Here is a 21,150-nt window from a genome sequence, read left to right as displayed (position 1 = left end):
AGCACGCGCCGATAGTTATTCTTCGAGGTCGTCGACAGACGTTGATACTCGGCGCTGGAGTAGTACCCTGCGATGGCCGACGAGATGCTGCCAGCCGGATTGCGTGTGACGAGTACCTCGCGCGGCTGATCGGTCACCACTGCGTTATAGGCATCCCAAAACGCCCTGCTGCCGACAGGTCCGGGCAGCGCCATGCGTTTGACACCGGGCTTGCGCAGATAGATGCGCTCGATCCCGTTGTGATCAGTGTACCGATGAACCCATCGGGGTTTCTTCGTTCTGTCGCGCATTAAGGACACCGTCCCATTCATTCACGTTATCGGTTTGCATCTCGGCCTGAATCTCATCGAACAATCGATCGAGGTCGTTGCGGTCCCAGAGCACGACGCCAAGCATCTGCTTTGGCGCCGGAATGTTGCCCGCCTTCCGCTGAGCATCGAAGTGGCTTGGGCTGATTCCCAAGTACCTCGCCGCATCCACACGACGGAGGCCGCGGGGGATGATTCCCCCGCGTTGGTTGTCATTGGCGTGGGCGGTTGTCATGGCGTTGTCCAAGTTAATGATAATAGCTAGGAGTCTACCCGCGCTAACGGTCAACACCGCCGCGCTGGTGCGAGCTATATCAGCACCTCGCAACCTCGACAGACTTTCCCACCCGTCTTTGACGCCGGCCGCTTCTTCCGGACGGCGCCGATACCTTCCTCTAGATCAACGGTTCCAAGATGGTTCGCCTGCCAGTGCGGGCTTGTCTGATTTGGATTATCGGTCCATCCGAGCGATGGCTCAGAATCGACGTCGGGCTCGGCATCTTCACCCGGTTCGCGGCCGTCATGCTCGTCTTCCATATCCTGACCGCCGTCTGCGTTGATGTAAAATCTCTGCCCCTCTTGGCGCTGAAATTCGGGTGCAAAGCCACCTGTAGAAAAGCCTAGGGACGGTTCGTTATCAGCTCCGTCCTCAAGGTCTGAGTCGGGCTCGATATCGGTGTCGCCGTCGAATTGATCCAGGAGGTCGATAAGCAAGGCGATTTGGGCTTCGACGTCGCGGCGGGTAATTGGCAAGCCGGGATCGGCTGCCGGCAAGGTGGGTTGCGGCATTGTGCGGGTCCGTTGTTACAGAATCAGAACGGTGATACGATATCGTAATATCGTTACACGTCAACAGTTTTCGTAACAGGGTACTGATTTGATCCCCATACAATGTAAGATGGCTAGAACGGCGCTTGGACTTGGTGTTCGTGACCTAGCTGAGTTGGCCAAAGTGTCGCCCGATACAGTCGCGCGTTTCGAGCGAGGTGAAGCCCTGCGCGATCGTACAGTGGATGATATGAAGCGTGCCCTCGAATCCGCAGGCATCGTCTTTCTGACGGACGGTCAATCGATTGACGGCGGGCCAGGAGTGAGGCTGTCGAAATTGAGGGCCTAACCTCGAACCAGTTTTTTAGGGCGGCGCTTTCGCACCTGCACATTTTTATCCGGATGGGATGCTTCCTTCATTCGCTCGGCAAGCTTATCATTGAAAATATCGACGTTATTCAAATCTCGAAAATACTCAACGAGGTCGGGCCAGAAGCGAGCCTTCATCCTTCGATGGATCGGCGGCAAGGGAATGAATGCATTTAGCTCCCTCGCTAGGGCGGGCCACTCATGGGCTCTCTCGGTACCAAGCACCGCCACCGCGATCTGATCGTCATTGAGGTAAAGCGGACGCTCCATCAGATTGACCATTATTCACGCCTCCATTTGCTAGATTCGCGGATAACATGGGCGCAGGACATCCGTCTGATGCGCAGCTAGCTAGCGTGGTGGACGGCGAGCTAGGACGGGATGGCTTGGAGTTCGATAGCGGCGGCATTACCGGCTGAAGTAATTTTGTATCTCTTTCTCTTCCCTTTGGACTGGGATGCATCGTGCTCCACGAAACCTCTCCACTCCAGCTTTTCCAGCGTGGCGGCGGTACACCCTTTAACGATTTGACTGCGGAGGACAGATATACCACCGCAATGAAACAAGCCGCAGAGAGCTTGCCTCTCCATAAGTCCCATCGGTTTCGCCAGTAAATTAGTTCGTTTCTCAGCATCATACCCAACAAGCCACGCTTGCGCCTCTTCCTCCGAAAGGATTGGATATTCGGTATTTTGCGCTTCTTTTCTTGGCGTATTTCCAGCGAAGGCTCGTTCGAGAGCTCGTAAATCACCTGCCCCGCATCGTCCCTACGATGACCGCCATCCAGCAAGTCGAAAGCGATGTCAACGGCGCGGACGTCCCACAGCCGCCGGCCGTAAACAGCCTTTGGCCGCGGCATCAGGCCGTCCTTAATCATGCGGTCAAAGGTGGTTGGCGATACGCCGACGTAACTTGCAGCCAACGTTCTCGACAAACCGCGAGGCCAGTGCGGGAGTTTGTCGATATCTTTCATTTTCCCTCCACCTCCGACTGGCCAACAACTACAATGTATTGGCGGTCAAGCCGATCTTCCCTCACGCGCCGAAGCGATAAGGCGGTTGGTGGAGTTGGGGTTGAAGGCAAAGTTGAAATAATCAACCCCGCGCATGGCCTTTGTGCGTTCAAGTAGGCTTTAGATGTCAAACCCTTGGGATCCAATGCCCTTACCTACAAAGGGCGACGACAGTTCGGCGAAGACTTTCGAATGGGTCGGCCGTGTCTTGAGTCAATGGGTCCACATAGAATTTCAATTAGGGATGCTTCATTCGGCGATCGCCCAACGCCCGAACGATGGCAACACGGTTCGCGAATACGGAGATGCTGGGAAGATTTTTCGAGCCCGCTTGTTGCGTTTGCGACAGACTGCCGATCGCTTTTTTAAGCTGAAACCCGATCAGTGTCTGGAAGGAGAATTTTATCGAATATGCACCGCAGCTGCAGGATTTGCCGATCGTCGAAATGAGGTTGCTCACGGCGTTGTCTTTCCGAGCGTTTTTCTTCCCTCCTTCATTGAAGATCGAGTGCAGGGAAACTTGGAGAGCTGGGCGCTGGCTCCGCCCTACTTCGAAGCAAGAAAATTCGATACGAGCAATTTCCCAAAGCATGTGTATACATCCCGAGAATTACACGCCTTGGTTATAAATCTCATAGCGCTCCGCGAAAGAATAGAAAAATTGCAGGCGTCTATCGTCAACGTGCGTTAACTTGGTGACACAGTTCATTCGTGTGAAGATATATATTCATCAAACGTAATTGCCTTTATGCCGTCGACACTTGAATAACGCCCCTTGCGCCGCTCATCAGTCACGACGACGGAGCAATCGCATGATGCAATCCCCGCAACTTTCCAGTCCACCGCTTGATCATTGGGGCCCCTACGGCCGAAAGTCGCATTCGCACGATCAGCAATTGCTATGATCGACATGCGATGCTCCTCCGTTAGCTGTTTTCTTTCAATATTTAGGCTGGCAAGTTTCGGCATGTCATCTTCATATGCATCACCGAACTCATTCCATACCACAGAAAAGACGCGCACCTTTCCATTTTCGACGTCGGCTTGTACCACGGCAAATTGATTGCCTGATGACCTTGCCCAAGACAAAAGTCCTTTAACGTCAAAAATGAAAGATGCAGCGCCGTCAGGCATCAGGAGCATCCACAGCGTCTTCCACCGCAAGAATCAAGCGTCCTGGCTCCTGACGCCGCCGAGCTCGAAAACGACGTTCTGGATGCTCAGGCGACACTTCAGCTGAAGAAGGTACAATTTTTCAACGAGTACCGACTCGCCGCGATTGTAAATACAATATCGGCCGGTGTTTTATTCTTGACGCTCGTTTGGGCTGCTATCGAAGCAGACTTCGTGATCGGACATAAGTTGGCAGGTACTCTTGTAGTCGCCAGCTTTGCACCAGCTATTCTATCATTATGCACGCTCTGGCGAAGGTGGCACACAAACACTGAAGATGTCCGCATAGCCACCGGCTCCATCGAAAAGAAGCTCTTGGGCTAAGAATGGCAATGATGAGAGAACAAGCATCGTGGGCAAAACAATAGATCTCGGGGACGGCCTCGTATTCAAAACAATCACTGATGCAAAAGGCCACTTCGATCCGATTCGCTTAAGCAGTAAACTTGGCTTTCCGATTCCAAGTAAGGACTTTGACCAGGTTAAAATCCTTTATAATGCATATTGCCTTGCCACTAATTGGCCGATGCCGACACCTGCCGTTGCGTTCTTTCCCACCGAAGTGACTAAAAATGGTGGCACGACCATTTGCTTCGGTATTGAGTTTGCTGATGGGACGAAAGACACTTTCTCCCTCGACAAGGCACTGAGAGCGGTTGCCAGATAACTTCACACCGCGCTACTGTCTTCCCTTCCTCTCGTTTATTCCTTCGCCCCCGCTTCAGCTGCGACAGGCCGCCTTCACTCCAAACTACTCACCCGCCCATCACGACGGCCGCGGATTTTCGCGATGCCACGCTTCCCAATCAACTGGCAGCGGGCGCAACGCCCCTCCAACGCGATCTTCTGGCCATCTGGCAATGATCCTTTGGCGGATAGCAAACTTGGAGATGGTCACGAGCTGTCCCCAACCACCGATTCCGCCTATGTAATCTGGAAGCGCTGTATGGCGTTGCATCTCCAACACCTTGCGCATTGACCAAACTACCGCGGAGGGCCGATCCGTCGGGTCGATGCCATCATAGCCAGCAGCGTAAACCTGGTCATCCGCAGTTGGCGACATCACAACATTCGGCAATTTCACCAACCTGAACGGCTCGTCATAGCAATCTGATGCCTTGACGTCGGCGGCAGTGGCAGTCTTCGGAATGCAGTCTCCGGTTCTAAACGCGTACGCTTCCGGCCCGCGCAATTGAGAAATGCCTGCGACAATAATATGCGAATGACTCGGTATATCGAGCCCCCATGATTTCATCATCGTCGGCAAGTGCTGCTCGCCACGCTCAACGAAATCGTCGAAACTCGTAAACTCTTCAGAGAGCGACCACGCAAAAAGCACCACCATCGCGGAGTTGCCGAGACCTACGATCGCGCCAGGCCAATGTGGAATAGTCGTCAATTTATTCCCGAAGTTACACACCTCACCTTCTGACGAATAGAAAGCTGCGTCTGTTGCAAGGTGGACCAGTCCTTGGTCAGGCTGGGATACACATACGATCGCGGACATGAACTTCCTCTGAAATAGTAGGTCTAATCGATGGGCGCGGCTGCACTCGTGCCTCGACCGTTTTTTCAGTTACGGCTAGAGCAGCAGGCCTCGGGCGCGTGGTGCCAAGTAGGCCAAGCGCTGGTTGGGCACGAGAAATGTCGTTCTTGACTGCGTCCTTGTCTACGGATCCGCCCGTCAGAGCGTTCCCAGGCGCGCGCGACCCCAGGTCTTTGTAGAACCTGTCGACGTTCGTATCGGCCCCGAGCGTCGATCCCTGCCCGCTCAATAGCAACGCATTCTTCACCTGGGAGGAAGGCTTGTACTCAAAAGCCCCAATCTTCGGCGCTTTGTCGACCAAGTCCTTTAGAAATCCACCGACCGTTATGGTCGCAGAACGCCATCCAAGACTGAAATTAGTTGTCGCGCGATTCCAAGCTTCATCGAACTCGCGCGCCTTTTTGATCATACTGTCATCGACGGCACCGCCGAAATCAACAGCCGCGTCTTTGGCAGCTTTCAGCCCTTCGGAGCCACCCTGAAGGTATCGCACCCACTGCATCGTGGCTGGTAGACCCATCTGCTGCAAAAGAACGAGTCGCTGCTGATCATCCCGCGCATTCTTGATGATGTCGGCAGCTTTGCCCAAGGCGTCCTCAAATTCTGTCGCATGAACATTATTCGCGCGAAATACTTCGGCCAACTCGCCCATATTGTTCTTAGCGTCATAGACGCCCTTACCGAACGCTGAGATGCCATTGGTAAACTCGTCGGAACTGATTCCCTTAAATGAAGCAGCAGCCTGCAGTTTGGACAAATCAGCCGCCGTCGTACCGACAGTCCGAGCTGTATCGTCAAGCTGAAGCGTATACGACTTCCAACTAGCAAGGCTTGCCAAAGCTATGGCGCCAGTGGCCGCGGTCGTGACACCAAGTAGCCGCATCGGCGTGATGACCGACGCAATACCGCTTCCGATCTGTTTGAACGCGCCACCAACGGTCGCAGTCTTGGACGAAGTGAAGATATCCGCAATCTGCGGACCTTGCTGCGCTATGATGGTAAACAGGCCCTGCCCGCCGACCAACTGCACGCCAACGTCTTGCACCTGCCTGCTAAGATTTACGAGTTCATAGGTGGCGAGCTTGCCGGTCTTAGCAATCTCGTTGTTCGCTGTGCTTACGCCGCGGATATTCTTGACCCGATCGACGAAAGCCGACTTAGTCGACGCGAGTGCAGCAGCGCGCTCTTTCTCGGAAAGAAGTCCACCGCGGGTCGCTTGGTTTATCTCTTCAAGGGACTTTTTATACTGCTGTTGCGCGGAAAACAGCGGTTTATATTTGGCGCTAAGTCTATCAAGTTCCGCACCATAAGCCGCGATGTCAGCTCCGCGGTCCTTGAACGCAGATACGCCGGTCAAAGCCTCAATCTGCTTCTGGAGCTTGGTCGCGCTCGTGCCAACACCGTCCATCCCGGCGCCGGCGCGAGTGAAGGCAGTTTCGATACCACGCGTCGAGCTATTTACCGTACCAAGCAGACGGCTAATGGCCCGATTGATCTGCGTGGTATCCGCAGATATCGAAATTACAAGTTGTTCGGTATCGTCAGCCATTTATGGCGTGTTCTCCTTTCCAAGTCACAGCCCATACCCCCGCAATCGAGGTTGGGCATTGGATTGGTCCTTTGGGGTGGTTGCGTTTAGAAGGCGGTGGCGAGTAGGATTCGCCGGATTGGGGGCTAGCCTTGGATCATCGAAACAATTTCGACCTACTGCGCCTGCTGGCGGCGTTTTAGGTTGTCTCTATGCACACCAGCGAATGGCTAAAGCTCCAGTACCCATCCGAGCTAAACTGGTTAGGGTTTTTTCCTGGTGTCGCGATCTTCTTCGTCACTAGCGGATTTTTGGTAGCCGGCTCCTACATTCAGAACGACAGGAATTTATGGAGCTATTTTCGCAATCGCGCGCTTCGCATTTACCCGGCGCTGTGGGTCAACTTTTTCGTCATAGTATTGATGCTCGTTATTGCAGGCGTCTTGACGTGGGAGTCGTTAACGGGCCGATGGTTCGCGACGTACCTGCTGACCATGATCCCAACAGCATCAACACTTCTCACCGCCCATACCGTCCCCCTACAGGGCTTCCACTGGAACGAGGCGGTACCTTTTTTCCCTGGTGGCGCGCTATGGACGATCCCTGTCGAATTGAGCTTCTATCTGGTTCTGCCAGCGGTACTAATGTTCAAGCGCCCTGTATTTTCGGTAGTATGCGTGGCGCTTATCTCGCTCGCATTTGCGATGTGGTATGGCGCTAAAGTCGGGCCTCTCTGGACCGCAACATGCGCGCCTTACCTATGGATTTTCCTTTTAGGAACTCTGGCGCGGCTCGCGTGGCCCATCATTGAGGTGGCATTTAATGGCACATTTTTGGTATGGGCCGCTATCCTGATAGCGTATTGCCATACATTCAATACCGTCCCCGACTATCAAAGCCCGACACCTGTCAATGTCCTAGCGCTGATCCTTCTCGCAGCCGCAACACTCTCATTCGCGTACACACTACCGAAACTATCGTCGGTGTTGAAGCGTGTGGACATTTCGTACGGCACTTACCTCTACCACATGCCGATAATTATGATCTTCATGTGGTGCGGTTTTGTCGGTGAAACCTGGATGTGGCCCGCCGTTTTTGTGGCCACAGCCGTGGTGGCGACGCTGTCGTGGGTCTTCGTTGAAAAACCAGCTCTGACACTAAAAAAGCGCGGTTCACGCGAGGATGCCCGTAGCCTGCCAGTTGACCGTGTACGGCCCGCCAGCATTAACAGCGGCGTTGCACCCCGTAGTTGACGCTGCCCCGGTCAGAAAAGCGTAGGCGGCAGTGCTGTTGATGACGGTCAAAGTAACCTTCGGTGAAGCGGCAAATGTAACCCCGAAACTAATTCCGGTAGCCGAGGTGGATACCGAAGTCGCACCGGAAACCGTGACTTCATTGCTTACGGTTCGATAATTGAGAACCCGATTTGAACCAGATCTAGCCCCGGCAGCTACCGCCCCGCCAACCGAACCCATCACAAGGCAGTTCGTCACCCCCGTGAAATCGTCAATAGAACCACCGAGACGTGCCACGCTAATGTTTGCGCCATTCACCTGGTTCATCGTCAAAGCATCGGCATACGCAAGCGACAGCCTAATGTCCTCGGACTTAACTCCGCCCCACGAACCGTCGTTGATGATAAATATGCGGCCAGTCTTTCCGCCAGCCAGAACCGCTTCGCCGCCGTGCCAGTAAAAGTGAACAGCGCCGTTGAGTTTGACCGAGCCAATCTCGCCTCCGAAGATTAGAACGTCCTGTAGCATCACACTGCGCGCGCCGTGCGGAGCAGTGTTTCTTGCGGTACCGTCCACCACCAGCGGGAAGTACGTCGACGCCTGGGTGCCGCCCCCAAGAGTTGAGTCGCCGGATAGAACAAGCCGAGACAGGTTGATGTAACCTGCAACGTACGAAGACCCTGACACGATGGAAATCAGACAACCCGTTCCGATGGATGACCCGTTCTGAGAACCAGCCAGTGAGATCAGGCTCATGTCGGCAATAGTGCCGCCCTGCCCCTCTCGGAAATTGATTATGCCGTCGTTGGTGCCGCTGCTCTGAAAGTTTTTGTATAGCGTAGCTTTCTGATTTTGCGAGCCGCGCAACGTGAAGCCGTTGAAATCGATATTGCCAGACGCTCGGGTGTTGAAATGGTACGCGCCGGGCGGGACAAACCAATCAGTAAATCCGCTCTGTCGCGCTGCTATCAACACCTTGTTGAAAGGAACGCCGTTATCGAAGCCGATGCCGCCAGGAGAACATCCAAGCTCTGTGATGTTTGCCGGTGTGTGCGGTGCAGCGGGTACTCGTTCGTAAATCGCCCCACTGCCTATCGTGATGTAGTTATCGTGTGATGGCGCAACAGCAACCTTTTCGCCTAGCCATTCTTCTCCACCGTTGTTAGGAGCGAGGCCAGATTGAGACAGGAACCGAATATAGCCGGGGTCTGTTGACGGCGAATAAGCAAGGGCGTCTGATTTTTGGACGAAATCGACAGCACCAGCGCCAATCGCGGCTCTTGCTGCAGCCGCATCGACCGCAGTGAATACAGCCTTGCCGACCGTCGTCCCGCCCAAGTTGGTCAACGCAGTGGGCGCACTTGCGAGGTCGGATAGATTGTTCGCCGATGACAGATCGCCGGCACCAGGCTCGCCGACGACATTCAGATTCCAGTCAGCGTGCGTGCCAGAGCCGTTAGTCTTTGCGGATGTCATTGTCAGCGTCGTGCCGCTGTACGTTACAAGACCTTCCATCCAGTTGGCTGTATTCGCCGCGGATGATGCCCGTACTCGGGCGCCACTGGTATAGGCTAGACCAGACTGCGTGGTGAACGCTTTGCTGCCTGTTCCAATTGCAAGCGATGTGGTCGAAGTCGCGCTGTAACCTGGACCAGTTGCGCCTGTGGGTCCGGTTGCTCCCGTATCCCCCTTGCTCGCGAATACGTCGTAATAAGACGCATTCGGGGGAGCGTTACCGGTCGTCGAGGCTGTTACGATGTAGGCGGAGCCACCTGACGTAAAGACGTCATTGGCGACGTATGCGGTCGCCGGGTTGTAAGCACCTTTGTACTGAAACCCTTTGTACGTTCCCGCAGATGCCCAAGTCCCGCCTGTCATCACCCACAGCGCGCCAGTGTCAATTCTAAGGATGCCTTGCCCGTCATCGGCGGTAAGCGCGGGCATGATGTCGTTCGGGTCAGTGTATCCTTGCGGAAGGTACCAGAGTAGCCCTTTGGAGTTCAGAACGCTGATAAGGAACGAGACGTCGGCGCCTTGCTGCCAACTAGTTTGACGCTGTGGGGAGTCCTGAACGATGACATACGATGCGTTGGCTTTGGCGCCGTTCTGCGGGAGCACCAATTCGAAGTGGAAGTCATCCGTGACTTCACTGATCCGGTTGAAAGCGCCGCCATCGATGGAAATGGAATCTCCAGCCCGAGCATTCACACCGGACCAGATAACTCCGTCACCGGTAACTGTTGTTCCGCCGTTGGCGACTGACACGGTACCGAATTCGTAAGTGGGAAACGCGACCATCGTTCAAAGATTTCCTTCTGACGTCTCAAAACTTCCAAAGTAGACCGGGATCCGATCCGGATTCTCTTCGCACTCGGCAATAATCGCCTTGAGCTTGGCAATAGCCTCAGCAAGTGTTGGCTTCGGTGCGTCGTCGGTCATGATGACTCCTGTCGGGAGAATGCCGCGGCTGCAGTACATCCGTGCAAACGCGGTGGGGTTGGTAATGTGAATGAGCAATCACTTCGTCGTGTGACGATGTGCCTCAACCTGTCCGAAGTTTAACTCGCTCGACTCATCATCGTCCGACTTCCGCGGTACAACCGTCACAAATGCGCGGTACAGCGCTGTCAAAGACGGAGATTCAAGATGTCTGATGCAGAGCTAATTGCGGTTATGCGAGGCGCGCTTGCGCAAGCCACACTCGACGTTCGCCCGGATCCATCAACTCAAGCGTTGATGGCCGAACGGATTCTACAGTCAGCCGCGAATGGCACCCGCTCGCAGGAAGCATTTCGGATCATTGCGACCGAAGCCGCCGCAGAAAGCGAGCGATTGCGACTCCTTAACCCGCCTCATCCAAACGAGATTGCTGTCAGCGATCTCGAGGAAGAGAAGGAGTTTTGGTGACGGCTCTCTTCATCAACTCCGCCCGAAGCCCGAGCGCGACCTCGGTTGGCTCGGTGTCGCAACCGATTAGCGAGCGCGGTTTGCGATCTAGCGGACAGGCCGCGAATTTGCTTCGGCCGAGCGCTGCGGCGAGCCTGAGTTTTATGCCTCTCAGTTCGTAGGGATCGCGCTCCGGCATGCCGCGTCTGAATAGAGCCACCGCCTCTGCGGTTATGTGCGTGGAACTGCTGCGCCTGTTCTTACGCATTCGAACAGGCATCACGGCTCTCCGAATTGTTCGTATCCCCAGCAGGCGTACCGCGAACCATTCGGGTGCTCGGCGCTCCACCTGGTCATGATTTGTGCCCCGTAGAGCTTCCACGCGCGGCGCGCTTCCTCCCGGTTAGGATAACCGCTATCGTCGAGTTCGCAGATGCCGTCCAGATCCCCTGTGCACGGCCATCCCATTTCGAGCGCCCATTCCCAGTCATCAAGAGTGCCCGTGTTGCGCCTCATGCTGCGCCGTCTCCGCACCGGCATTATCGGCGATTCCCATAATCTGCCGTCCTCGGAGCGCGCGGCGTCTCTGGGGCGTCTACACCGTCAAGCGCCAATTCCCTGAGCAGACGGGCAAAGCCGATCCTATTGTCGCGTTCGATTGCAACCTCTGGCCGAGGCTTGGGGCTACCGAACCGGTCGGCGTAGGTCATTCCCTCGCTTTCGATGATCTCACGCGCCTGCTGCCCGCGGTCCCACGCCTCAGCCGCGAGCGTCAGCAATCTGACGTGGTGCGGGTCCAGATCAAAATCTGCGGTCACAGATCGCCACCACTTTGCAGTCGGTGGTCGGAGATGAGCCGGTGGTTTGGGTGAAGTCACATAGGTCTCCAGATTTTTGTTTGAACCGGGGCAGCGCGAGCGTGTGTTGTTGGGTGCCGCCGGTATCCATGGCAAAAGGCAGGAAACCCATCTGACACCCCACTACCCCTCGGCGGGCCAGCCAGATGCGTCGAACGTGACGACGATCTGACCTAAGTCCTCGCGTTGACCGCGGCTGGAATGACAAGATCTACAAGTTGAGAGGAATGGACCATTCCAGAACTTGTCCACGTCGCCACGGTGCGGCTCGGTGTGATGCACTTCGGTAGATCGCCAACTGTTCCCCTCTGATCGCGCGCCATTGCGCAGTAGAGTATAACTTGCGCCACTGCTTAGCTTCATCGCTACGGTGGTCGGTCATTAACCAGTACTAAGCGTCAACGCGCCGCCATTCGACCAAAGCTGGCCGGCTACGTGGGGATCTGCGGTAGGAAGGCCGGTAACAACCAACTTCCCTGCAGCATTGACCGAAAACGTGACGTTGCCAAATACGATCTTGCCATTGGGATCGAGCGTGATGCTGTCGCCGCCAATGTCGCGGTGAACTTTGGTTGCGTAGCTCATCTCAAGATTCCTCTGACTTTCATCTTGGCTTCACACCTGCGGAGGGCTGCAACAGCGGCGTTGTCCGAGCGAAGCGAGGCTGAGGTCGTTGGGTAAGCGGGAAAGGCTGTAAGAGTCAGCTCATACAGATCCAAATCTGTGATCGTCCTCAACGGGAGCCGGTCCCCACCATCACTCCATTCCTCAGCACGCACTCGAAATCCGAATGAACATCCCTTCACATCCCGCCGGCCAACGGTGCCAAGAGCCGTCTGCCCCTCTGGCGTGGTTGGATCGACCTGGAGCGAAAAATATAAGCCTGCACGATCCTCACGTAGGGACAGCGTGGTCGGGGTGCGACCCAGTACCCGGCCGGAGTCATGGTCGAGAAGCATAACAATGCTTGGCGTTTCTTTTAGCGTTCGTGTAAATGCGCCGGGAGCAATCCTCTCTCGGAACTCGCCGGCAATCACAGTCTCGTCGTTAAATCGCACAGCAAACCCGCTGATAACGTTGTCAGCCACGCTTCTTCTCCGCGGCATCAAGTTTAGCCTCCTTCCGACCGAGGCGAGATTTCGACCGCAACTCACGTGCGATATCGACAGGATCATCGTTCGCGTATTTTGCTGGTTTGCCAGGAAGCTTGATGTGCCGCCTGCTCTTCTGCCGTTTCTCGCGGGTATTTTCGGCTGTTTCAAACATTCGCGCCACCATCTCGGATCAACCGGACCAAATGCCCATCAGTGTGATCCCCTAGGAACGCGATCGACAACGGACCAAGGGCGGTCCAAGCGACATCCTCCGCCTCAAACTGCCAACGCAAATCGAGATAATTCATGCGCGCTTCGTGGAGAGCAGCCGCTGCCTTTGTTACGGCCGCAACACGGCTCGCATATTCGTTACGTGTAGCAGCAACCACGAGCGCGCTGGCTGGCCCCTTCGCCTCCAAAATTCGACGCAGAGTGATTTCCAAAGTCGCCTCAACATCTCTCTCCACGCTGCGAAGATCGGCAATCTGCTTGCGTAGCATCGGTGCGGAATCCTGTTCATCGCCCAATAGCTCAGCAATGCGCGAAGACACTCGAACAGTAGACTGCGGCAGCGCATCGAGCTGCTTTTCCAAGGCACGTCGCTCGTCCCGCAACGCAGATTGGCGTGTCTGTAATTCTAACTGCTTCTGCAGCAAGGCCGTATAAGCAGGACTGACCTCGACTAAGCTCGGTACGCGGAATCCTTCGACTGCTTTCTTCGCCATCACTTCACTTTCCCAAAAACTTCATCCAAAATGTTCGCGACCGCCGCGACCGGAATCGTCGTCACAGTTCTACGACCGTCACACTCCCAGTGGCTGGCATTGGAGCCCGGTTTGCGAAATCGGACCACGCTGCGAGGTTGTTCGATCGAGACCTCGGGCCAAGATCTGACGAACGTTACGAACGATTGCCTCGCATCTGGATCGCCGCGCCGCGCCACGTCGACGGTGTAGTCGATAGCCTCCGCGGCGTTTCGCGGAATGCCCGCGGGCGCATCGTCAGGAATAGCGGTGCCGGCGGGGACGAGCGCAAGGTATTCAGCGGACTCCGTATCGGCCAAACGGAGCTTGCTAGTAACGGCGATGGCGACGATCAATCTAAGCGCGTCGTCTTCGCCAAGTTCCGGCGGCCTAGCCGGTCCACCGGAAGGAATTGCTCCCGCCTCGCTTAAGCGGCGAGCGATTGCGCTAGATCGAGGATGGTCGAATCCCAAAGGCTTGATTGCCGACAAGCATGCGGCAAGTGTTGCCACGTTGGCATCTCCTTTATTCAAAATGTCGATTGAGGGTGGAAATAAAAAGCCGTCCTGCGGCTTACAAAAAATAGGTGGCACGGGGATTGAGCCCGCACCGAAGTTGCGTCACGTCATGTCGAGGGCTGCAAATCGCAAGCCTCTGAAGGGATACGTTCCGGACTGTGGCGAAATCTGGATTTACGCAGCCTGTCTTAGACGCGGCCGGTTTCGACGATGAGTTTCAATCTGCACGTTATCGTTGGCCACCCGTGCCATAAAACGTTTTGCGTCTATGGCACGAATCATGGCGTCCTCCACCGCGCCGAACTGCAGTAGCCTGCCGCCAGATGTCGCTGGAACTACCTTGCCGACGATGTCCAGCGCACCATCCGCGACGGCCGGGGCATATTCGCGCCACCGGCAAGCCACAGCCTCCGTGAACATCCACCCATCGCGCACGGGTTTGGTAGCGACTTCAGCCTCATCCCATTGTGAAGCCACCTTCGCACTTGCTTTTGACTGCCGGCGCTTGCCCTTGGATTGGCGATATTTCTCTTGCGTTGAATGCCAGCGCCCGTCCAGGCCAAGCCATTTCGTCATATCGGCATTGAACGTCGCCTTCGCCGCCGCGTCGAGTTGTGCGCCATAGGCTGGCCCCATTCCAGGGAAGCGGCGATGCAGAACGCGGTTAAGCTCGTCAGGGCCGGGGCGAGCCTCGATAACGCGGTCGGCTGCTATGGGTTGTTCGACGTTGTCGTTTGCTGCTTTGGGCAAATGTTTCCTCGTGACGTTTGATGCGGCCGTCTGCGCTTAACCTTTAGTTTTATAGAATCCGGAATCGCGGCGGCACCATTCATGCGGTGCCGTTAGCCACGAGGGCCGATATGCAGGGTAACTACCTCGGCTGTCTCAGAGAGTCGTGCGGTCTGACGACAAAGACTAAGTATGGCTGAGACAGGGGGAAACCAAGGCGACCGCCGCCAACACCCAAGGCTGAGACGAATGGGCTACAGTTCGGAAGAGCACAAGAAGAATAATCACGCCAATGTATCTAGCGTTCGACGCGCTGTTTTGGTCAACAAAAGGCCGAGCGCCGTCTCGGCGAGATGATGCGCGCCCAACGTGATGCCGGCCTTCTTAAGCCTGGTAGCGACGCCATGCGTGCTCGGGTTGGAAAAGAACCCGAGCTAAATTCACCCATCACCCTAAGCGAAGTCGGTATCAACTTTCGTGCATCACGCCGCGTCCGGCGCCAGATAGCCGCCGAAGGTGCCGTCCTCGGCATCGACGTGAAAACGGGCACCGACGAACTCGTGTAGGTCGTCGCTTGCCATCGCAACTTGTGGCCTGTCACTCGCGCAGTAGTCCTGGAATTCAGCCATTTCGTCAGCGTCCAGCATACGCGTTTGCAGCGTGCCGCTGTAATCACGATACTTAATCCGCGCTCCTTCACCCCCCACGGGTTTGATGTAGGTCACTACGCAGGAGGGGAATCGGCTCGCCCTTCGGTTGTCTTGCTTGAATTCCTCGGTACCGAGCCAACGCTTTTCTCTCAGCCAGCGCTCAAGCGACATGCGCGGACCTTTCGCGCTCGCCTTCCACGACGTGGCCGCCTTCACCATGCGGGCTTGCTCCGAGGCGTCTGGCGCCAGGTCTGTATAGACGAGGCCCGCCTTATGGAGATTATCGCCGGGTTTGGCATATGCGGCGGCTAAGGCAGCATACCCATCCCCGGCCCGGGCGGCGCCCTCGGCGGCGGCCGAACCCGGCCGGATATCTATATCACTACCAGTACCCGGGTCTGTAGACCGGGTCTGGTAAGTGGGTCTTAGTTCGGGGATTTCCCGAACGCTATGGCCCGTAGTGTTCGGGGTTTCCAGAACGCTAATGTTCGGAGTTTCCCGAACGCTAGTAGTGTTCAGAGAATCCCGAACGCTAAGTTCCCAAACCGGCATATACCGGGAGGCGCGTCGGCCCTTGCCGGGCTCTGTGTCGAGGTATCCCCACGACACAAGGTCGGTCAGGGCGCCGTGGATGTCACCCATAAAAAGGCCGATGCCCGCCGGGTCGCGGTCGCGGATGGTGTCATAGACGTGCCGGTACGAGGCCAGCGCGTTGCCATAGCCGGAGTGGTACCAGTCCAAAATGAAGCCGAACACGAGCATATGTCGCCGCTTCACCCGTGGGTCGTAAGGCAGGCGACACATCAACTTGAACTTGGCCTCAAGCGACTCGGGCTTCGCGGTCCAGGAATAAGGTTTAGACTCGATCATGCACGCCGCCCCCGGCCAATAGCGCGGCGCGGGCAAGTTCATCTGCCGTGGCGCGGTCGAAAGTGAGCGAGTGTCCGAACACCCTCAGGCTGCCATCCGCCTTCTGAATCAAGCTCACATCGACGGCGCGGACTCCTGGTGCGATCTCGACATCAATCGCGGCAATGCGCCGCCCGCCCGAACACGGGCGCACGTTCAGTATCTTCACTTGGGAGGTTCCTTGTGGTTAGATTTGTTGTCACTCGGTTCGCCCGAGTCTTCCTTGACCGTAGCCACTTCGTTTTGTGAAGGGACGCTATGGGATGCGTTGGAAATCAGCGACGCCAGCGCCTTCAATAATTCATTGATATCAATCGGTTGCTCGCCAACCCTAGGGAGCGCCAAATAAAATCAAGCACTTAAAGCATACTTGAATTTAGCGACGATCCTACGGGTAAGCACTGGGTAAGCTGGAAATCATTCAAGGCGTGTCGCTACGAAGGAAGTCGCGGCGCTGACGCTAGAGGGTTTGAGCCCTTATGGTGGGCGATGAGGGCTGACCTTGAGCGCGATATTCTTGACCGGGTTGCCGTTGCAATGAATGCAACGAAGACCATTGGCGGTTTGCCCGCTTGGTCGCCAGCCCCAAGTCATCGTTCCAACCACTGTCTTGAACTCGTCATCCCCTTACTTATTGACGGTGTCAGCGTCTGGATTGCAGGCACGCCTAAATGCCAGGGCAGATATGGCGGAACGCGACGTCCATGCCCAGATGGAGCTTTGGTGCCCTGAGATTGAACGGCTCCTACATTTTGAACGTGTAGAATGGCGCCCGAATAGGCCACACACCAATCCGTTCACCGCACCGGCTAGTTTGCGTGGCAAGACATTGCTCGATAGGCATCACTCCTATCGCGAGAACCGCAAGCTAGGAATTCCCGGGCTACTTCAAACGGTGCCTTTGATCGGCGTGGAGTTGCCTGATTGCCTTGAAACGTTTACGGATTTTACGGGTTTTCTCGGGACTGTATGGCGGCTCGACCGTCCCGATTTCCCGGTGCCTCCATGGCAAGCGAGGTTCCTATGATCAGCACATTTACTGCGACCGACGCTGCTGCGGAAATCGCCAAGTCTCTCGTATCAACTGAGAGCAAAGACGGTACCGCCTTCATTTCCACGCCCGTCACCTATCCGAGCGGAGCTCACACCATTGTGCGCATCGACGGTATGAACGACCGTTGGTTTGTCTCGGACGATGGGTACGGGGCGCAGGAAGCCGATATGATGGGCGCCTCGTCTACGTTCAAGCGCGTCGCCAAGACTGTCGCCGAACGAACCGGCATTGGATTCGACCAGCGGTTTCTTTTCGTGGTGGAGGCTACTCGCGACGAACTGCCAGGCGCTGTCGTTGCTGTTGCGAATGCAAGCGCAGAAGCTGTGCGCCGGACAGCGATCCGCCTAGAAGAGATTCGTTATGCGGCAAGTCGAGAAATATTCGACCGCAAGATCGAGATCACGTTCAGAGGCCAGAAGGTAGTTCGGCAGCCCGAAATTATTGGCGCCAGCGGTCGTACTTGGGAGTTTAGCGCCGGAGTCGAGCGTGAAGGCAACATTATCTATCTGCTCGATTTGGTACGCCCGCGGCCGAATGCGGTGTACGCTACCATATCGAAGTTCACGGACGTTAAAGCGCAGGATCCGGCACGTCGCGGCGCTGCCGTCCTGACCGACGTATCCCGCACAGATCCTCACTTGGTCTCGCTGTTGTCACGCGTAGCCGGCAATGCCCTTGGTGCGGACGCGCCGGACGATGCTTGGCGGCGGCTGATCGCCGCCTGACTAGTCGAAGGGCTTTCAACCTTCGCAGTGAACGTCCTCTCATTATTAGTCGGAAGACAGGTTGCGAATGCCTTTCTATTTGCGAAAGTCGATTAGTGCGGCCCCTTTCGCTTCAATTTTTCAAAAGGCGGCGTTGGTGTTCTTGTCGACACAAAAGGACTTCGATTCGGGACTGGGCCTAAGGGCCATTATGTTCATGCTGGCCGCAACGGCGTCTACTACCGCGCCACGATTGGCAGAGCGGGAGCTAAACAACAAGCCAATGATATCGACAGCCCGTTGTCTTCCTCTGGGATAGAGGCATCTGGGGTCAAAATGATTGAGGTCGAATCCGCGAACGTACTTGCAATGCGAGATGTCGTCTTCGGGGAAGTCCTCGACGAGATCAATGTGCGTCGTCAACAAACCAAGATAGCAACCTTGCTTGCATGAGGCGGCTTGAAGCCGCCGAGAAGGCATGCCCCGCCGTCGACAGACAGTGCTCTACCCGGATTTTTGGCTTCGCCTTGTCAGTCACGTTTATAATGAAGCCAAATTCAGCGTTGCCTCGTTGAGATGTAGAATGACGCAGTTGATCAAGGTTGCTAGCTGGACCGGCGAGAAGCGCATTAACATCGTTTTTGTCCATGGCTTGGGCGGTCACCCCTACGGAACTTGGCAGAATGGCTCATCTCGCCAAAACTTTTGGCCACGCTGGATGGCAGAAGATATTCCTGGGGCAACAGTTTTCACCCTCGGCTATTTCTCGCCCGCCTCAAATTGGGTTGGATCTTCGCTGCCAATATTAGACGAGGCTGTAAGTATAAGCCGGCTACTCGCAAACGAAGCAGAGCTATCCAGTGGACCGATTGTCTTCGTGTGCCACAGCCTGGGCGGCCTGCTAATAAAACAGTTTCTACGCGACGCAAACGAGCGCGCGGACTCAGACAGAACTCTTGAGAGCTTATTTAGGCGCACAAAAATCGTGATGTTTCTTGGTACGCCACATACCGGATCGGGAAAAGCGACGTGGCTGGAGCGATTTCGACTGTTCGCATGGGGCTCAAACTCAGCGAAAGATTTGGTCGCCAACAATGCCACTTTGAGAAACCTTAACACAGGCTATCGAGGAGTCGCGGAAAGACGATCTGATCTTCAGCACGTCGTTTACTACGAGACCCAGAACACCGCGGCGGGGCGTATAGTGGACCCGGCTTCTTCGGATCCGGGTCTGCCCAATTGCCGGCCAATCCCGATCAGAGCCCATCACACATCACTTTCGAAGCCGGTCGGTAAAGACGCGCTAATCTACTCCGAGATCAAGAATACGATTGGCGTCACCTTCAGACATCCAGCGGACGTTGGCACCCCAACTTTCTACTCGCTCCCCTCGTTCGATTTGCCGTGGCACCTGCCGGGGATTCTTGCAAAACTGATTCGACTGGCTCTCATTCTTCTGTTTTTTTATTTCTGCATTGGTTTAATCGTGGTCCTTTTTAATGGATCACCTCGAACGATAAGCGGAAACCTAAATGATGCGGCGATTACTCGTGATTTGCGGGATGCGAAGCTCAACTACTTCACGCTAAACAAGCCGCCAAGGAACGCGATGTTCATCATCTACTACTCCAAGTCTGGACGCCCGCTTAGTTCTTTTTATCCTGAATTCGCCGGACCATTCCCAGACGTCGGTAACAAAGACGGCGATGCTGGCAGCATATGGATCAACGTAACAGACACAGTCGGCGCGACCGGAACATTAAGTGTTGGTCAGCGAGGTCCAGGCGACAAATATACGAGTGTCAACGAAAAAAGCGGAGCACTTTCGCAATGGTTTAGCGATGAGTTCTCGCCTGTCTTCACAGTAGGCGTGAACTTTAAAGAGGCTCTGCAGAAGACCTCGATGCGGCGCATCTTATCAGAGCTATCTTCGATGTTTTATGCGGGAGGTATCAACCTCAAGTTCGACGGAGACGACAAGAAGCGTCGGGAACTCGTCGACATTATGCTTTCGAACCTAAGCGCCAATTTCAAATTCTACGTACACAGCAAGGAAGCTGGCGATGACGATTGCGCCAGCGTGATATATGTCCCCGTTATACTGCAAGAAGACGTGGCAGTTCGGGAGAGTATTCGCATTGATCTCATTGTTGACTATAAGAACCTCGACATCGAACGATGCGAAAAGCTCCCTTTTTAGACGCACGTATTCTCCCCATTCCACGACAAGGGCGTGACCTGAGGAGAGCAAACTGGCACGCGCGACTATTTCTTCCCTCGCCTCCTCATCCTCACCCCCGCCCCACCGCCATTCTCCGCGATGAACTCGACGCCGGCCTTTTCGAGGGCTTTGGCAATGGCTGCAATTGTGTCATCGGCGACTTTGATCGTGCCGCCGGCCTCGGCCCGTTTGAGCGTTGGGATGGAGACCCCTGCCGCTTCGGCCACCTCAGCCTGAGATAGCCCCGTCAGCGCCCGGCCTGCTCTAAGCTGAAAAAAACTTACCATCCCCTATTGATCCTTTTAGATCATCATGTATGATCCTTTTGTATCAGGCCGACGATCTAAGGACAACCCCAATGACCACGAACAACACCATCACGGTGAACTGCGGAGCTATGCCCAAATTCAACCGCAAGGCCATCATGGCACATGCGTGGGCCATCTTCCGTGAGACCTACAAATATCCGGCCATCAAATTTTCCAGCATCGGCTGGAAATGTTTCGGATGGGCACTGCGAAAAGCATGGGCCGAGGCTCGCGAAGCTGCGCGTATTGCCGACATCCCGGCCGACGAAAAGGCGGCACGCATCGCCGTTCTCAACCGCACCATTGAACTGGCTTCGTATAGCGAAAGCTGGCCGCAGGCCTCCCAAGAGATCAATGCCGCTCGCGCCGAAATCACCCGTCTGTCAGACTAAAGGAGGAAAGAGAAATGAGCGCTACTGCTGTCACGTCTCGACGGGGGTTGCTCGCAGTCGCGGCGGCTGCCGCAATCCCAACAGCCTTGCCCGCAAAAGCCTTGGACGCCGGATGATATTGAGACGTTACAAAAGCTGGCAGCGGA

At 55.5% G+C, this 21,150-nt stretch carries 28 protein-coding genes and 1 pseudogene; 9 read left to right on the top strand and 20 right to left on the bottom strand.

Translation table 11 applies throughout. The annotated features are described in order from the left end of the window. Positions 1-243 precede the first annotated feature (243 nt). Both ACZ5IL_RS07360 and ACZ5IL_RS07355 read right to left on the bottom strand, forming a co-directional pair. Positions 244-543, bottom strand: a complete 300-nt coding sequence (locus tag ACZ5IL_RS07360) for a helix-turn-helix transcriptional regulator (protein ID WP_464596066.1) — start codon at positions 541-543, stop codon at positions 244-246. 74 nt (positions 544-617) lie between these two features. Beyond that, positions 618-1,097, bottom strand: coding sequence for a hypothetical protein (locus ACZ5IL_RS07355; protein WP_464596065.1), 480 nt, complete (start codon positions 1,095-1,097; stop codon positions 618-620). A 109-nt stretch (positions 1,098-1,206) separates the two neighbouring features. On the opposite strand from ACZ5IL_RS07355, the gene ACZ5IL_RS07350 reads away from it, so the two are divergent. Beyond that, positions 1,207-1,425, top strand: a complete 219-nt coding sequence (locus ACZ5IL_RS07350) for a helix-turn-helix domain-containing protein (RefSeq protein WP_464596064.1) — start codon at positions 1,207-1,209, stop codon at positions 1,423-1,425. Here the strand turns inward: ACZ5IL_RS07350 and ACZ5IL_RS07345 are convergent. Continuing rightward, the gene (locus tag ACZ5IL_RS07345; protein WP_464596062.1) at positions 1,422-1,727 is read right to left on the bottom strand and encodes a hypothetical protein; all 306 of its coding nucleotides are present in this window, start codon (positions 1,725-1,727) and stop codon (positions 1,422-1,424) included. The two genes, ACZ5IL_RS07350 and ACZ5IL_RS07345, sit on opposite strands and share 4 nt — an antisense overlap. An 875-nt stretch (positions 1,728-2,602) precedes the next feature. On the opposite strand from ACZ5IL_RS07345, the gene ACZ5IL_RS07340 reads away from it, so the two are divergent. Next, on the top strand, positions 2,603-3,148 hold the full coding sequence (locus tag ACZ5IL_RS07340) for a hypothetical protein (RefSeq protein WP_464596061.1): 546 nt from the start codon (positions 2,603-2,605) through the stop codon (positions 3,146-3,148). A 14-nt stretch (positions 3,149-3,162) separates the two neighbouring features. Here ACZ5IL_RS07340 and ACZ5IL_RS07335 read toward each other — a convergent pair whose 3' ends face one another. After that, positions 3,163-3,591 carry a hypothetical protein gene (locus tag ACZ5IL_RS07335; RefSeq protein ID WP_464596060.1) on the bottom strand — a complete coding sequence of 143 codons (429 nt, stop codon included), beginning with the start codon at positions 3,589-3,591 and terminating at the stop codon, positions 3,163-3,165. 391 nt (positions 3,592-3,982) lie between these two features. Here ACZ5IL_RS07335 and ACZ5IL_RS07330 point away from each other — a divergent pair, with 391 nt between their 5' ends. Next, on the top strand, positions 3,983-4,297 hold the full coding sequence (locus ACZ5IL_RS07330) for a hypothetical protein (RefSeq protein ID WP_464596059.1): 315 nt from the start codon (positions 3,983-3,985) through the stop codon (positions 4,295-4,297). Positions 4,298-4,396: 99 nt separating this feature from the next. Here the strand turns inward: ACZ5IL_RS07330 and ACZ5IL_RS07325 are convergent, their stop codons facing one another. Continuing rightward, entirely contained in the window at positions 4,397-5,137 is a 741-nt protein-coding gene (locus ACZ5IL_RS07325; protein WP_464596058.1) for a hypothetical protein, read from the bottom strand. Continuing rightward, positions 5,106-6,725 carry a phage tail length tape measure family protein gene (locus ACZ5IL_RS07320; protein WP_464596057.1) on the bottom strand — a complete coding sequence of 540 codons (1,620 nt, stop codon included), beginning with the start codon at positions 6,723-6,725 and terminating at the stop codon, positions 5,106-5,108. Before ACZ5IL_RS07320 ends, ACZ5IL_RS07325 begins: the two co-directional genes overlap by 32 nt. Before the next feature lie 191 nt (positions 6,726-6,916). On the opposite strand from ACZ5IL_RS07320, the gene ACZ5IL_RS07315 reads away from it, so the two are divergent. Next, positions 6,917-7,957 carry an acyltransferase family protein gene (locus ACZ5IL_RS07315; protein WP_464596056.1) on the top strand — a complete coding sequence of 347 codons (1,041 nt, stop codon included), beginning with the start codon at positions 6,917-6,919 and terminating at the stop codon, positions 7,955-7,957. On the opposite strand, the gene ACZ5IL_RS07310 is transcribed toward ACZ5IL_RS07315, so the two are convergent. Both ACZ5IL_RS07310 and ACZ5IL_RS07305 read right to left on the bottom strand, forming a co-directional pair. After that, positions 7,877-9,454 (bottom strand): hypothetical protein, encoded by a 1,578-nt coding sequence (locus ACZ5IL_RS07310; RefSeq protein WP_464596055.1) that lies wholly within the window; start codon positions 9,452-9,454, stop codon positions 7,877-7,879. The genes ACZ5IL_RS07315 and ACZ5IL_RS07310 overlap by 81 nt on opposite strands. Before the next feature lie 786 nt (positions 9,455-10,240). After that, on the bottom strand, positions 10,241-10,378 hold the full coding sequence (locus ACZ5IL_RS07305; RefSeq protein ID WP_464596054.1) for a hypothetical protein: 138 nt from the start codon (positions 10,376-10,378) through the stop codon (positions 10,241-10,243). 207 nt (positions 10,379-10,585) lie between these two features. On the opposite strand from ACZ5IL_RS07305, the gene ACZ5IL_RS07300 reads away from it, so the two are divergent. Next, positions 10,586-10,846 carry a hypothetical protein gene (locus ACZ5IL_RS07300; RefSeq protein WP_464596053.1) on the top strand — a complete coding sequence of 87 codons (261 nt, stop codon included), beginning with the start codon at positions 10,586-10,588 and terminating at the stop codon, positions 10,844-10,846. Between the two features lie 258 nt (positions 10,847-11,104). On the opposite strand, the gene ACZ5IL_RS07295 is transcribed toward ACZ5IL_RS07300, so the two are convergent. The 11 genes from ACZ5IL_RS07295 to ACZ5IL_RS07245 form a co-directional block, all read right to left on the bottom strand. Beyond that, a complete protein-coding gene (locus ACZ5IL_RS07295) occupies positions 11,105-11,341 on the bottom strand; it encodes a hypothetical protein (RefSeq protein WP_464596051.1) in 237 nt (78 codons plus the stop codon). 23 nt (positions 11,342-11,364) lie between these two features. Next, a complete protein-coding gene (locus ACZ5IL_RS07290) occupies positions 11,365-11,643 on the bottom strand; it encodes a P27 family phage terminase small subunit (RefSeq protein ID WP_464596050.1) in 279 nt (92 codons plus the stop codon). Next, on the bottom strand, positions 11,627-11,794 hold the full coding sequence (locus ACZ5IL_RS07285; protein ID WP_464596049.1) for a hypothetical protein: 168 nt from the start codon (positions 11,792-11,794) through the stop codon (positions 11,627-11,629). The genes ACZ5IL_RS07290 and ACZ5IL_RS07285 overlap by 17 nt, the downstream gene beginning before the upstream one ends. A 269-nt stretch (positions 11,795-12,063) precedes the next feature. Next, positions 12,064-12,267: a hypothetical protein gene (locus tag ACZ5IL_RS07280; RefSeq protein WP_464596047.1), complete on the bottom strand. Its 204-nt coding sequence runs from the start codon at positions 12,265-12,267 to the stop codon at positions 12,064-12,066. Next, positions 12,264-12,770, bottom strand: a complete 507-nt coding sequence (locus ACZ5IL_RS07275) for an HK97 family phage prohead protease (RefSeq protein WP_464596045.1) — start codon at positions 12,768-12,770, stop codon at positions 12,264-12,266. Before ACZ5IL_RS07275 ends, ACZ5IL_RS07280 begins: the two co-directional genes overlap by 4 nt. Then, positions 12,763-12,948: a hypothetical protein gene (locus ACZ5IL_RS07270; protein WP_464596043.1), complete on the bottom strand. Its 186-nt coding sequence runs from the start codon at positions 12,946-12,948 to the stop codon at positions 12,763-12,765. The genes ACZ5IL_RS07275 and ACZ5IL_RS07270 overlap by 8 nt, the downstream gene beginning before the upstream one ends. Next, positions 12,941-13,501 (bottom strand): hypothetical protein, encoded by a 561-nt coding sequence (locus tag ACZ5IL_RS07265; RefSeq protein WP_464596041.1) that lies wholly within the window; start codon positions 13,499-13,501, stop codon positions 12,941-12,943. Before ACZ5IL_RS07265 ends, ACZ5IL_RS07270 begins: the two co-directional genes overlap by 8 nt. Further along, positions 13,501-14,031: a hypothetical protein gene (locus ACZ5IL_RS07260; RefSeq protein ID WP_464596039.1), complete on the bottom strand. Its 531-nt coding sequence runs from the start codon at positions 14,029-14,031 to the stop codon at positions 13,501-13,503. Before ACZ5IL_RS07260 ends, ACZ5IL_RS07265 begins: the two co-directional genes overlap by 1 nt. A 180-nt stretch (positions 14,032-14,211) precedes the next feature. Further along, positions 14,212-14,787, bottom strand: a complete 576-nt coding sequence (locus ACZ5IL_RS07255) for a hypothetical protein (protein WP_464596038.1) — start codon at positions 14,785-14,787, stop codon at positions 14,212-14,214. Positions 14,788-15,248: 461 nt separating this feature from the next. After that, the gene (locus ACZ5IL_RS07250) at positions 15,249-16,286 is read right to left on the bottom strand and encodes a hypothetical protein (RefSeq protein WP_464596036.1); all 1,038 of its coding nucleotides are present in this window, start codon (positions 16,284-16,286) and stop codon (positions 15,249-15,251) included. After that, complete coding sequence (locus ACZ5IL_RS07245; protein WP_464596034.1) at positions 16,273-16,494, bottom strand: hypothetical protein; 222 nt, start codon at positions 16,492-16,494, stop codon at positions 16,273-16,275. The genes ACZ5IL_RS07250 and ACZ5IL_RS07245 overlap by 14 nt, the downstream gene beginning before the upstream one ends. Before the next feature lie 854 nt (positions 16,495-17,348). On the opposite strand from ACZ5IL_RS07245, the gene ACZ5IL_RS07240 reads away from it, so the two are divergent. From ACZ5IL_RS07240 to ACZ5IL_RS07230, 3 genes and pseudogenes are all read left to right on the top strand, one after another. Continuing rightward, positions 17,349-18,104 (top strand): hypothetical protein, encoded by a 756-nt coding sequence (locus ACZ5IL_RS07240; protein WP_464596033.1) that lies wholly within the window; start codon positions 17,349-17,351, stop codon positions 18,102-18,104. Positions 18,105-18,263: 159 nt separating this feature from the next. Further along, positions 18,264-18,536 (top strand): annotated as a pseudogene (locus ACZ5IL_RS07235) (DUF4236 domain-containing protein); the annotation flags it as partial. Between the two features lie 130 nt (positions 18,537-18,666). Next, positions 18,667-20,283, top strand: a complete 1,617-nt coding sequence (locus ACZ5IL_RS07230) for an esterase/lipase family protein (RefSeq protein WP_464596031.1) — start codon at positions 18,667-18,669, stop codon at positions 20,281-20,283. Between the two features lie 65 nt (positions 20,284-20,348). Here ACZ5IL_RS07230 and ACZ5IL_RS07225 read toward each other — a convergent pair whose 3' ends face one another. After that, a complete protein-coding gene (locus tag ACZ5IL_RS07225; protein ID WP_464596029.1) occupies positions 20,349-20,591 on the bottom strand; it encodes a helix-turn-helix domain-containing protein in 243 nt (80 codons plus the stop codon). Between the two features lie 38 nt (positions 20,592-20,629). On the opposite strand from ACZ5IL_RS07225, the gene ACZ5IL_RS07220 reads away from it, so the two are divergent. Continuing rightward, positions 20,630-21,004, top strand: a complete 375-nt coding sequence (locus tag ACZ5IL_RS07220) for a hypothetical protein (RefSeq protein WP_464596027.1) — start codon at positions 20,630-20,632, stop codon at positions 21,002-21,004. Positions 21,005-21,150 lie beyond the last annotated feature (146 nt).

This window comes from Nitrobacter sp. CN101, from assembly GCF_055390255.1.
This window is presented reverse-complemented; position numbering and strand designations above follow the sequence as displayed.

What these genes read in the sequence shown, in the direction of transcription:
- ACZ5IL_RS07280 (WP_464596047.1), bottom strand. Translation starts at nt 12,267, where the DNA reads ATGAGCTACGCAACCAAAGTTCACCGCGACATTGGCGGCGACAGCATC.
- ACZ5IL_RS07310 (WP_464596055.1), bottom strand. Translation starts at nt 9,454, where the DNA reads ATGGAAGGTCTTGTAACGTACAGCGGCACGACGCTGACAATGACATCC.
- ACZ5IL_RS07240 (WP_464596033.1), top strand. Translation starts at nt 17,349, where the DNA reads ATGATCAGCACATTTACTGCGACCGACGCTGCTGCGGAAATCGCCAAG.
- ACZ5IL_RS07250 (WP_464596036.1), bottom strand. Translation starts at nt 16,286, where the DNA reads ATGATCGAGTCTAAACCTTATTCCTGGACCGCGAAGCCCGAGTCGCTT.
- ACZ5IL_RS07305 (WP_464596054.1), bottom strand. Translation starts at nt 10,378, where the DNA reads ATGACCGACGACGCACCGAAGCCAACACTTGCTGAGGCTATTGCCAAG.
- ACZ5IL_RS07265 (WP_464596041.1), bottom strand. Translation starts at nt 13,501, where the DNA reads ATGGCGAAGAAAGCAGTCGAAGGATTCCGCGTACCGAGCTTAGTCGAG.
- ACZ5IL_RS07360 (WP_464596066.1), bottom strand. Translation starts at nt 543, where the DNA reads ATGACAACCGCCCACGCCAATGACAACCAACGCGGGGGAATCATCCCC.
- ACZ5IL_RS07350 (WP_464596064.1), top strand. Translation starts at nt 1,207, where the DNA reads ATGGCTAGAACGGCGCTTGGACTTGGTGTTCGTGACCTAGCTGAGTTG.
- ACZ5IL_RS07340 (WP_464596061.1), top strand. Translation starts at nt 2,603, where the DNA reads ATGCCCTTACCTACAAAGGGCGACGACAGTTCGGCGAAGACTTTCGAA.
- ACZ5IL_RS07335 (WP_464596060.1), bottom strand. Translation starts at nt 3,591, where the DNA reads ATGCCTGACGGCGCTGCATCTTTCATTTTTGACGTTAAAGGACTTTTG.
- ACZ5IL_RS07315 (WP_464596056.1), top strand. Translation starts at nt 6,917, where the DNA reads ATGCACACCAGCGAATGGCTAAAGCTCCAGTACCCATCCGAGCTAAAC.
- ACZ5IL_RS07225 (WP_464596029.1), bottom strand. Translation starts at nt 20,591, where the DNA reads ATGGTAAGTTTTTTTCAGCTTAGAGCAGGCCGGGCGCTGACGGGGCTA.
- ACZ5IL_RS07285 (WP_464596049.1), bottom strand. Translation starts at nt 11,794, where the DNA reads ATGGGTTTCCTGCCTTTTGCCATGGATACCGGCGGCACCCAACAACAC.
- ACZ5IL_RS07325 (WP_464596058.1), bottom strand. Translation starts at nt 5,137, where the DNA reads ATGTCCGCGATCGTATGTGTATCCCAGCCTGACCAAGGACTGGTCCAC.
- ACZ5IL_RS07295 (WP_464596051.1), bottom strand. Translation starts at nt 11,341, where the DNA reads ATGAGGCGCAACACGGGCACTCTTGATGACTGGGAATGGGCGCTCGAA.
- ACZ5IL_RS07300 (WP_464596053.1), top strand. Translation starts at nt 10,586, where the DNA reads ATGTCTGATGCAGAGCTAATTGCGGTTATGCGAGGCGCGCTTGCGCAA.
- ACZ5IL_RS07345 (WP_464596062.1), bottom strand. Translation starts at nt 1,727, where the DNA reads ATGGTCAATCTGATGGAGCGTCCGCTTTACCTCAATGACGATCAGATC.
- ACZ5IL_RS07230 (WP_464596031.1), top strand. Translation starts at nt 18,667, where the DNA reads ATGACGCAGTTGATCAAGGTTGCTAGCTGGACCGGCGAGAAGCGCATT.
- ACZ5IL_RS07320 (WP_464596057.1), bottom strand. Translation starts at nt 6,725, where the DNA reads ATGGCTGACGATACCGAACAACTTGTAATTTCGATATCTGCGGATACC.
- ACZ5IL_RS07270 (WP_464596043.1), bottom strand. Translation starts at nt 12,948, where the DNA reads ATGTTTGAAACAGCCGAAAATACCCGCGAGAAACGGCAGAAGAGCAGG.
- ACZ5IL_RS07355 (WP_464596065.1), bottom strand. Translation starts at nt 1,097, where the DNA reads ATGCCGCAACCCACCTTGCCGGCAGCCGATCCCGGCTTGCCAATTACC.